The following is a 9,410-nucleotide window of genomic DNA, read 5'->3' as shown; positions in this document are numbered from 1 at the left end:
TGAAGACAATTGTGAGATTTGTGGAGAACGAGGAGTTCTTTAACGTCGTGGAGCGCTATCAGACCGACTTCGCGCAGGGCTTTTTCATAGAAAAGCCAAAAGAAATTTAAAGGAAAAAAAATGCAAGAAAACGAGGTCGTAGAGCCAAAATACGGCGAGAAAATAATAAGCGAATTTGACGTAGAAAAAGACCTGGAAATCTGGGAAAACAAGCACGAACGTGACTATAAGATCAAAATCACGCTGCCGGAGTTTTGCTGCTTGTGCCCGCACTCAGGGTATCCAGATTTCGCGACGATATATCTTGAGTACGTGCCGGCTAAATTCGTGGTCGAGCTAAAAGCGATCAAACTTTATATCAACAGTTTCATGACGCGTAACATCAGCCACGAAGATAGCATAAACGAAATTTATGACGTTTTAGAGCGAAAGCTAGCGCCAAAATGGATGAAGATCACGGGCGACTTTAACCCGCGAGGCAACGTCCATACCGTGATCGAAATTTGCTCGGACGAGATAATCAAAAAAACGCAAGAACAAAGCTTTGAAACACCGAAATTTGAAAAATTTACGCGAGATAGCGACCGAAGTTTTGGTATAGGCGGTTACGGAGCACGCGAGTCTAAATTTAGCAAAGACGGCTCTCGCAGTAAGAGTTTCGGAACTGGTAAAAGAGACGCAAAAACCGGCGATAAAAAACCTCGCGCGAGCAAAGATAAATTTGACGACAAACCGCGAAGAACGGGCAATAAAGAGGGCTTTAAAAAGCCTGAATTTGCCGGCGAAAAGCGTGCTCGCGTCGTGAAAAAATCGGACGATAAATGATAAGCGCGCAGCTGATCGAGCACATCTTTAAAGCCGCGTCCATCTCGCGCTGGAACGACTATCCTAAGATGACGAATTTAGTCGAGCTTGATAAGCAGGCACATAAATTTATCATCGCATATTTCATCGCAAAGCTCGAGCATAATGCCGATATGAACTACATCATCGAGGCCGGTATTTTCGAGTTTCTCGCACGCGTCGTGGTCACGGATATACGCCCCGATGTGTTTCATCAGATGCAAAAAACTAAAAACGAGCAGATAAACGCCTGGGTACTTGGGATACTAGAAGGGCTCGTAAAAGACATCGAAGGCGGTAAATTTTTAGAGCGAATGCGTCGCTATCTCACGCACAAGGACAAAGCTCACGCCAAAGAGCGCCTGATCCTAAAGGCTGCTAGCTATCTAGCTACTCGCTGGGAGTTTTCGATCGTTTATCAAACGAGTAAATTTTTAAGCGACATAGACGAGCTAAAAGCGCGCGTGGAGGAGGAGCTGGAGGATTACTACGAGCTAATAGGCGTGCGCAAAATCGTGATGAATCAAAAGCTAGCCAAGCTAGTCGATCTAGCCGGTAGACTGCGCTTTCAAAAGCGCTGGGCGCAGACGCCGCGTATCCCTGAAACGGCGGTTTTAGGCCATATGTTAGTCGTGGCGATTTTGAGTTATTTTTACTCTCTTGAGGTTAAGGCCTGCAAATCAAGGCTAGAAAATAACTTCTTTTGCGCGCTCTTTCACGATTTGCCGGAGTCGCTAACGCGCGATATAATCAGCCCCGTAAAATACGGTATCGAAGGGCTAAACGAGATAATCAGCGAATATGAAATGCGCCTTATAGACGAGAAAATTTTGCCTTTCGTGCCTGAAAATTTTAGAGACGAGTTTAGCTATATCCTCGGTATCCGTATGGAAGGCGGCAAATTTATCAAAAACGAGTTTGAAAATAGAATTTGTGAGAAAAAGCCTCTACATCACGAGGGTACGATGGAGAATGTAAACGAGGATAAATTTAACGCCATCGACGGCAAAGCGCTTAAAATTTGCGATAAACTCGCGGCGTTTTTCGAAGCGGGGATCTCGATCAGCTACGGTGTGAAGTCAAACGAACTAACCGAAGGCTTTAATAATATGGATAAATTCTTTCAGAAAAATCAGAGCTTGGACGGAGTGAATTTTTTAAAAGTTTGCGATGATTTTAAGGAGCATTTTTCGCTTTTACAGGTTTAAAAACCCTCTCTCAGATGACTGCGGCACACGCCTAGCCTAAGTGCTCTGCTGTGTTCCCACCCTGAAGCGGTGCCTAGAAGAGACATTGCACAGGTCTAAGAAAGGGCAAGAGCGATTTTACTCAAATTTTACTTAAATATATTTTAGGCGGCAACATGGGATTTGATATAAAATGTAAATTTTTGTCGTTGTTTAGGGAGTTTTTGGTCTATCACCACCGCTCGCTGGAGTTTCGCGCGAAGATCTTTGCGGCTATCATCTCGGCCAAACTCAATCCCGAAGAGGACGATTTTGCAAATTTATACGATATCTCGAGCGAAATTTACGGTAGCGACGAGAACCGCAAACGCGTACTTATCGAAACCACCAGAGAGTATGTCTCCCGTATCAAACGCAAAGACCCGATGACGCTTGATAGCTTGCTCTTAGCGATTGATCAGGCTATCAGAGCGAACAAAAACTACGCGCTAAAGATTGACTTCGAGCACCTACGCAGGCTCATCGACGCCGACGAATACGAAGGTCTCGTGCAGCAGCGCGTGTATGATTTCTTGCTATACGAGGTAAAAACCTACGCGCCAAACAGATAAAACGTCAAATTTGAATTAAATTTTGCTTATTTTTGCTGCTTTTTAGTGGTGTTTTTTTATTATGGATCTGGTTTTTGGGAGGTGATACGCTTGATGACGGCGTTTACAAAGGGTTGGCATGCCTGAGGCCGGCAGCGCGACCGATATAAATTTACCGTCAAAAAAGCAGGTATCTACGAGATAAGTTTCATCTACGCTCAAGATCCGCAAAAGCAAAAAGAGGAAGAAAAGCTCAGCGAGGAGGTCTTCCCGGGATACGGCAGCGACGAGTTTACGAAGTGGTTTTGCCAGAAAACTACAGCCGCTAAGCTAGTCGGCTACTACGGTTATACTATGCAAGGCGTCCCTGAACCTATGGGCACGAGCGAAGAGGAAAAAGCGGCTTTTGTGGGTAAAGAAATATTGCTAAAAGTTATGCTCAAATCTCTACAAAACCGTAAAATAAACTACGTAAAAGGCGGCGAGGTGAACGATCTAAAATAAAATTTGAGCGTCCTAACCCAAACCTTTGATCTGTCAAAATACGGCGCGACTTCACGGTACAGCGCGCTAAACGGAGGCTTTGCACACGATAAAGTTTTGCTCCGCGCCGAGCTTAAAAAAGGCGAATATAGCGTAAAAGCATAGGCTGTAAGCGACGCGCCCGAGCTAAAAAATATCGTGACGTTTATTAAAATTTGAAGGTATCACAACCGGAAGTGATGATTTGCGAGATTTTGCGCGTCAAATTTGACTAAATTTACTAAAAATTTCTAAGCCCTATTTTTAAATTAGAACGGATCAAATTTGGATCAAATTTAGTTTTCGCCTGCGTCAAATTTCCGAAATTTTCGCCCGTGTCGAGGAAATTTTGTAGATAGTAGACGCCTCTGTATCCGCGCTCGTATAAAATTTTGCTCATGGCAGAGATATCGGCCTCGTCTAGCAAGTCCGCGTGCACCGTCGTTCTAACCTCAAATTTAAAGTCGGTTTGCAACAAAAACTCAAGCGTTTGCAAGAAATTTTTATACAAATTCGAGCCTGCGACCTTGAGAAATTTTTCCTTCGTCGCTTTAAAATCAAGCGCGATGTAGTTGATCAAATTTAGCGAGATAGCCTGCTGAATGATGGTCAAATTTGAGCCGTTGGTATCGACTTTTAGCGAAAAGCCGCGCGACTTTACTTCGCGAGCAAGCGGCAAAAAAGCCGGGCTAAGCGTGCATTCGCCACCGCTAAAAACCACGCCGCTAAGCTTACCTTTGCGCTTGTCTAAAAATTTGATAAACTCGGCGCGGCTGATCTGTCCTTCGCCCGTGACGATAGGGACGTTGTAGCAGTAGGCACAGCGCATGTTGCAGCCTGCAAACCACGCTATACAGGCCGTTTTGTCGGGGTAGTCTAGGGTCGTAAATGGAGTGAGCGAGTAAAGCGGAAAATCAGCATCTTTCACGTTTTACTCGCGGTTAGGTTAGGCTTTGCGTTCGCAAAATTTGACGCGCTCTTTGTGCTCGCCTTTTTTACCGAGGTTAAAGCTCTCTACAGGGCGGTGGTAGCCCATTACGCGGGTGTAAACGACGCATTTCGTGCGTTTTGCTTCAAGCGAAGCTAAGATTTCTTTGTCGCTCATTTGTCACTCCTTGATAATTGATGTCAAATAGTATAGCACTTTGTAGATAACTGCCGTCTTAAATTTTACGTGATTTTTTGTTTTTCAGCCGTTGTTAAAAGTATGGTAATATCTGCGTTACGATTAAATTTAAAACAAAGGAAAAACATGACAAAAGTCAAATTTCACGGCGCGGACGTCGCGCTAAAAGGCGAAGAGGCATTCGTAGGCTCATATGCGCCAGAAGTCGCGCTCGTAGGGCAGGATCTAGGTGAGTTTAAGGTCGGCGGCAACAACGGCATAGAGATATTAGTCGCAGTTCCGTCGCTAGATACGGGCGTTTGCGCTACGGAGACGCGTAAATTTAACGAAAAAATGGCGGCCAAAGATGCGATCAAACTAAGCGTGATTTCGATGGATCTACCGTTTGCGATGGGTAGATTTTGCTCTACGGAGGGGATTAAAAATTTAAAAGTCGGTAGCGACTTTAGAGCTAGAGAATTTGGCGAAAAATACGGCATAATCATCGGCGAAGGGCCGCTTGCAGGGCTTTTAGCCAGAGCCGTTTTCGTCATCAAAGACGGCGTAGTCATCCACAAACAAATCGTCCCCGAGATCACGGACGAGCCAAACTACGACGCGGTATTTGACGCGATAAAATCAAGCGGAGGTTGCGGCTGCGGGTGCATGTAAGCCGCGAAATTTAAAGGCCGCGAGAGTGGTCTTTAATTAGTTATTTTCATGTCTTCAACTCGTGCTATAAAGGTTAAGAAAGGGTATATTTCTATTCTTTCTTCCTCTCCATTCTCTTTTTTGAGCGTTGTAAATTTATGTCTTTTTTTCTTGTAATCATTTATTTTCCAAGTTATGGCAATATTCGGCTTTGTTTCTACTGATGTATTGTAAAGAAAATAATCAAACATACGTTTTGCGTAACTTTTTGCATCATCGTCGATTTCTTTTGATATTTTGCTTGAATTTTTAATAAAAGTCGGTATTATAATTAAAGCTATTTTATAGCAATTAAAATTTTCTAGTTTTACCTTATCAAATTCCTTTCCTAAGTTTTCATTCGTCAAATCTTTTATTTGCTCTATCGCGTCATACCATTTGTCACATGTATCTTGTATTATATTATTTCTGCCCATATGATTTTTGTATGCATGTTTTATTTCTATGAAATAAGCATTGTTTTCAGCTATTGTACTTATATCTAAAAACCTATTTTTGTTCTCATTAACTACTTTAAACCACTGTTCTATCCAAACATTTTCAGTTATTTTATATATCGCAGGAAATAAAGCTGACAAAACTTGTTTTTCGCTATTTGTAAAAGGAAAAAATTTCCACTTATTGTAGATTATTTCAGATTCCTCTATGAAATTTTCCATAACTTTTCTGAGAAAATTTTGAACTTCTTTAAACTTTTTTACTTCAGTTTCAATATCCTCGCCAAGATAGATTTCAATATCTTCCAGTTTTTTCCTTTACAAAAATTCAAAATTTTACTGACACCCCTCGCACTCGATCGAGCGATCGGCGACGTTGTTTAGTTTTTCGCTATCTGGGCTTTCGGAGCGTAGATAGTAGGTAGATTTTAGTCCAAGCTCCCACGCGAGCATGTAAATTTCGCTCAGATATCCGCCGCTAGCTTTGTCTAGGCTCATGAAAATATTTAGGCTCTGTCCCTGGTCGATCCACTTTTGGCGGATGGCTCCGGCACGCACGAGCACGCGCTGATCTAGCTCATAGGCAGGCGTGTAGAACTGCCACGTCTCGGGGCTTAAATTCGGCACGACGTTTGGTATCATGCCGCTTAGGTTGTGCTCGAACCACTTGCGCTTATACACTGGCTCGATCGTCTGCGTGGTGCCCACGAGTATGCTGATACTCGACGTCGGTGCGATCGCCATCAGATAGCCGTTTCGCATACCGTCTTTTTTGACCTTTTCGCGCAGTTTACTCCAGTCGCAGGCGTTCTCGTCAAATAGCCCGCCTCTGTCGTTTAGAAGCGCCTTGGCGTTTGCGTTTGCCGTATCGATAGGCATCACTCCCCTGCTCCACTTTGAGCCTTCAAAAAGCGGATATACGCCCTTTTCTACCGCCAAATTTGAGCTGGCGTAGATGGCGTTGAAGCTGATATTTTCCATCACGCTATCGATCAGCGCTAGATGCTCGTAGCTGCCCCATTTCACGCCGCGTTCGGCTAGCATCTGCGCCTCGCCCATGACGCCAAGGCCGATCGAGCGGGAGGCTAGATTGGTGTGTTTGACCTTTTTGTGCGGGTAGAAATTTAGATCTATGACGTTATCTAGCATGCGTATGGCGATCGGCACGACGCGCTCGATGTCCTCTTTTTTGTTGATTTTGCTTAAATTTATACTCGCGAGGTTGCACACGGCGGTTTTGCCCTCGACGCTTTCTTTTTCGACGATGAAAATTTGCTCACCGCCGATGCTATCTAGCGCGCTTAGCTTTTTGGCTTTTTTAGTTATGCCGCTATCGACGGTGACGTCTTCTTCCTCGTCAAATAGCCGCTCGGAGCCGTTATCAAACGTGATCTTGATCTTGTAGTAGTTTGGTTGCGTATTTTGGAAAATTTCGGTACATAAATTTGAGCTTCTGATGATGCCGTCGTGGTCGTTTGGATTGGCTTTGTTGGCGTTATCTTTAAAGCATAAAAACGGCATACCCGATTCAAAATAGCTAGTTAAAATTTTCTTCCACAGCTCCTTTGCCATGACGACGTTTTTTTGGATCTTTTCGTCATTTTCGTATACTATGTAACGAGCCTCGAACTCATCGCCGTATAGATCGCACAGATCGGCGACCTCTGCCGGGTCAAATAGGCTCCAGCGCGCGTTTTCTTTTACGCGTTTCATGAAAAGGTCGTTTATCCAAAGCGCAGGGAACAGCTCGTGCGCTCTGCGGCGCTCTTCGCCCGAGTTTTTGCGCAGATCCAGGAAGTCGCTCACGTCCATGTGCCACGGCTCGACGTAGACGGCTATCGCGCCCTTTCTCGTGCCTAGCTGATCGACGGCTACGGCGATGTCGTTCGTGACTTTTAGAAACGGAATTATACCGCCGGCCGCGTTTTTATGTCCGTCGATGCTACCGCCCATCGCGCGCACCTTGCACCAGTCCCAGCCGATACCGCCGCCAAATTTGCTAAGAAGAGCCATCTCTTTGTAACTATCGAAAATTCCTTCGATATTATCGGGCGTGCTTCCCACGTAGCAAGAGCTTAGCTGATGGCGCGTCGTGCGGGCGTTTGAGAGCGTCGGAGTGGCGAGCATGACTTCAAATTTAGATATGAGGTCGTAAAATTTCTTCGCCCAGCCTTGGCAGTCTAGTTCATTTTGCGCGAGGAACATAGCGATCGCCATAAACATCTGCTGCGGTAGCTCGATCGGTGCGCCGCTGCGGTCTTTGATCAGGTAGCGGTCGTATAGCGTCTTGATGCCTAGATATGCAAACTGCAAGTCGCGCTCAGGCCTGATGTAGTCGTTTAGGTCGTCCAGATCGTATTTTTCTTTTAGCCCAGGGATGATACGGCCTGCTTTTTCGCCTTTTTGCAGATAGTCGCGTAGGTGGTTGTAGCCGCTAAAGCCCGTGACTTTGTGATAAAGGTCGTACAGAAATAGCCTCGCCGCTACGAAGGTCCAGTTCGGGCGATCGATGTCGATCTTTTCGACGGCCGTTTTGATGAGGGTTTGTTGGATCTCCTCGGTCGTTATCATATCGCGAAATTGAATTTTCGCATCCACCTCAAGCTCGCTTAGGCTCACGTTTGCCAGCCCAGCGACCGCCTCGCTCGTGTATTTTTTGATCTTGCTTACGTCAAGCTCTTCCGTGCGTCCGTTTCGTTTTAGTACTTTCATTAAATTTCATCCTGCTTTCCGAATACTCTTGCAAATATCCCGTCCACATGCCTGGCATAATATGCATAATCAAAGCACTCTTTTATCTCTGCCTCGCCTAGGCTTGCGCGTAGCTCCTCGTCGGCGAGCAAATTTTGTAAAAATAGGCTCTCGCCGTTTTCGTTTATCGCTTTTTTGCCCTCTTGTAGATCCGCCCAGACCTTCATCGCGTTGCGCTGTACGATCTTATACGCGTCCTCGCGCGAGATCCCGCGCTGCGGAAGCTGTAAAAGCACGCGCTGAGAAAAGACGAGCCCGCCGGTTAAATTTAGATTTTTCATCATATTTTCCGGATAAACTACCAAATTTGCGATCAAATTCGTAATGCGCGCGAGCATAAAATCAGCCGTAATGAAGGCGTCGGGCAGGATAAATCGCTCGACCGAGCTGTGGCTTATGTCGCGTTCGTGCCAGAGCGCGACGTTTTCGAGCGCAGGCGTCACGTATGAGCGCAGCATCCTGCAAAGGCCGGTGATGTTTTCGCTAAGCACGGGATTTCGCTTGTGCGGCATTGCGCTGGAGCCCTTTTGGCCGGGGCTAAAGTACTCCTCGGCCTCGTAAACTTCCGTCCTTTGGAAGTGTCGCACGGCGACGGCGATCTTTTCGCAGGTAGCGGCTAGGACGGCGATCGCGCTAATGACGTGGGCGTAGCGGTCGCGCTGGATGACCTGATTTGATGCTGGAGCGGGCTTTAGGCCGAGCTCGGCGCAGGTTAGTTCCTCAAATTCAAGCGGCGCGTGAGCGAAATTTCCCATCGCACCGCTTAGTTTGCCGTATGCGGCGACCTCTTTGGCGTCTTGCAGTAGCTTTAGCGCGCGTGCGACCTCATCGTACCAGACTGCAAGCACGAGCCCAAAAGTGATCGGTTCGCCGTGGATACCGTGGCTGCGGCCGACCATCATCGTGTTTTTGTGCTCCTGCGCTCTGGTTTTGATCGCGCTCATGAGGCCCTTTACGTCCTCGATAATGAGATCCATGCTGCTTTTGATCTGAAGCGCGACGGCGGTGTCGATGCAATCTGAGCTAGTCATGCCGTAGTGCACGAAGCGGCTCTCCTCGCCCAGGCTCTCGCTCACGCTCGTTAAAAACGCGATCACGTCGTGCTTGGTCGTCTTTTCGATCTCGTCGATGCGCGCTACGTCAAATTTAGCATTTTTGCAAATTTTCTCGCAGTCCGCATCGCTGATAAAGCCCAGCTTATTCCACGCCTTGACCGCTGCTTTTTCGACTTCTAGCCATGCTGTGTATTTTGCCTGCATATTCC

Annotated in this window: 9 protein-coding genes, 1 other RNA gene and 1 pseudogene; 5 read left to right on the top strand and 6 right to left on the bottom strand. The window is 46.2% G+C overall.

What is annotated here, in order from left to right:
* Positions 1-120: 120 nt before the first annotated feature.
* Positions 121-519, top strand: a pseudogene (gene queF / locus RYL88_RS08905) (preQ(1) synthase); the annotation flags it as partial.
* A 302-nt stretch (positions 520-821) separates the two neighbouring features.
* Positions 822-2,051: an HD domain-containing protein gene (locus RYL88_RS08900; protein ID WP_314990690.1), complete on the top strand. Its 1,230-nt coding sequence runs from the start codon at positions 822-824 to the stop codon at positions 2,049-2,051.
* Positions 2,052-2,055: 4 nt separating this feature from the next.
* Here RYL88_RS08900 and ffs read toward each other — a convergent pair.
* An RNA gene (gene ffs, locus RYL88_RS08895) (signal recognition particle sRNA small type) lies at positions 2,056-2,153 on the bottom strand.
* 53 nt (positions 2,154-2,206) lie between these two features.
* Between ffs and RYL88_RS08890 the strand changes: the two genes are divergently transcribed.
* Together RYL88_RS08890 and RYL88_RS08885 are read left to right on the top strand one after the other, a co-directional pair.
* Positions 2,207-2,641 carry a hypothetical protein gene (locus tag RYL88_RS08890; RefSeq protein ID WP_295145050.1) on the top strand — a complete coding sequence of 145 codons (435 nt, stop codon included), beginning with the start codon at positions 2,207-2,209 and terminating at the stop codon, positions 2,639-2,641.
* Positions 2,642-2,974: 333 nt separating this feature from the next.
* Positions 2,975-3,124: a hypothetical protein gene (locus RYL88_RS08885; protein ID WP_314990687.1), complete on the top strand. Its 150-nt coding sequence runs from the start codon at positions 2,975-2,977 to the stop codon at positions 3,122-3,124.
* A 259-nt stretch (positions 3,125-3,383) separates the two neighbouring features.
* On the opposite strand, the gene RYL88_RS08880 is transcribed toward RYL88_RS08885, so the two are convergent.
* Together RYL88_RS08880 and nrdD are read right to left on the bottom strand one after the other, a co-directional pair.
* The gene (locus RYL88_RS08880) at positions 3,384-4,070 is read right to left on the bottom strand and encodes an anaerobic ribonucleoside-triphosphate reductase activating protein (RefSeq protein ID WP_314990685.1); all 687 of its coding nucleotides are present in this window, start codon (positions 4,068-4,070) and stop codon (positions 3,384-3,386) included.
* 18 nt (positions 4,071-4,088) lie between these two features.
* Positions 4,089-4,247: an anaerobic ribonucleoside-triphosphate reductase gene (gene nrdD / locus RYL88_RS08875; protein ID WP_002952633.1), complete on the bottom strand. Its 159-nt coding sequence runs from the start codon at positions 4,245-4,247 to the stop codon at positions 4,089-4,091.
* 147 nt (positions 4,248-4,394) lie between these two features.
* On the opposite strand from nrdD, the gene tpx reads away from it, so the two are divergent.
* On the top strand, positions 4,395-4,919 hold the full coding sequence (gene tpx / locus RYL88_RS08870) for a thiol peroxidase (RefSeq protein WP_314990683.1): 525 nt from the start codon (positions 4,395-4,397) through the stop codon (positions 4,917-4,919).
* Positions 4,920-4,951: 32 nt separating this feature from the next.
* On the opposite strand, the gene RYL88_RS08865 is transcribed toward tpx, so the two are convergent.
* The 3 genes from RYL88_RS08865 to purB all read right to left on the bottom strand — a co-directional run.
* Positions 4,952-5,617: a hypothetical protein gene (locus RYL88_RS08865; protein ID WP_314990681.1), complete on the bottom strand. Its 666-nt coding sequence runs from the start codon at positions 5,615-5,617 to the stop codon at positions 4,952-4,954.
* 114 nt (positions 5,618-5,731) lie between these two features.
* Positions 5,732-8,107, bottom strand: a complete 2,376-nt coding sequence (locus RYL88_RS08860) for a ribonucleoside-diphosphate reductase subunit alpha (RefSeq protein ID WP_314990679.1) — start codon at positions 8,105-8,107, stop codon at positions 5,732-5,734.
* A partial coding sequence (purB, locus tag RYL88_RS08855) for an adenylosuccinate lyase (protein ID WP_314990677.1) occupies positions 8,107-9,410 on the bottom strand: 1,304 nt, incomplete at its 5' end. The genes purB and RYL88_RS08860, both read right to left, overlap by 1 nt.

Source organism: uncultured Campylobacter sp. (assembly GCF_963517995.1).
In the GTDB taxonomy this organism is placed as follows: domain Bacteria; phylum Campylobacterota; class Campylobacteria; order Campylobacterales; family Campylobacteraceae; genus Campylobacter_A.
Note: the sequence above shows the minus strand (reverse complement) of the source record. Positions and strands in the feature narration are given on the sequence as shown.

Excerpts from the sequence above, each read along its gene's own strand:
- RYL88_RS08900 (WP_314990690.1), top strand. The coding sequence starts at position 822 with ATGATAAGCGCGCAGCTGATCGAGCACATCTTTAAAGCCGCGTCCATC.
- RYL88_RS08890 (WP_295145050.1), top strand. The coding sequence starts at position 2,207 with ATGGGATTTGATATAAAATGTAAATTTTTGTCGTTGTTTAGGGAGTTT.
- RYL88_RS08885 (WP_314990687.1), top strand. The coding sequence starts at position 2,975 with ATGCAAGGCGTCCCTGAACCTATGGGCACGAGCGAAGAGGAAAAAGCG.
- nrdD (WP_002952633.1), bottom strand. The coding sequence starts at position 4,247 with ATGAGCGACAAAGAAATCTTAGCTTCGCTTGAAGCAAAACGCACGAAA.
- tpx (WP_314990683.1), top strand. The coding sequence starts at position 4,395 with ATGACAAAAGTCAAATTTCACGGCGCGGACGTCGCGCTAAAAGGCGAA.
- RYL88_RS08865 (WP_314990681.1), bottom strand. The coding sequence starts at position 5,617 with ATGGAAAATTTCATAGAGGAATCTGAAATAATCTACAATAAGTGGAAA.
- RYL88_RS08860 (WP_314990679.1), bottom strand. The coding sequence starts at position 8,107 with ATGAAAGTACTAAAACGAAACGGACGCACGGAAGAGCTTGACGTAAGC.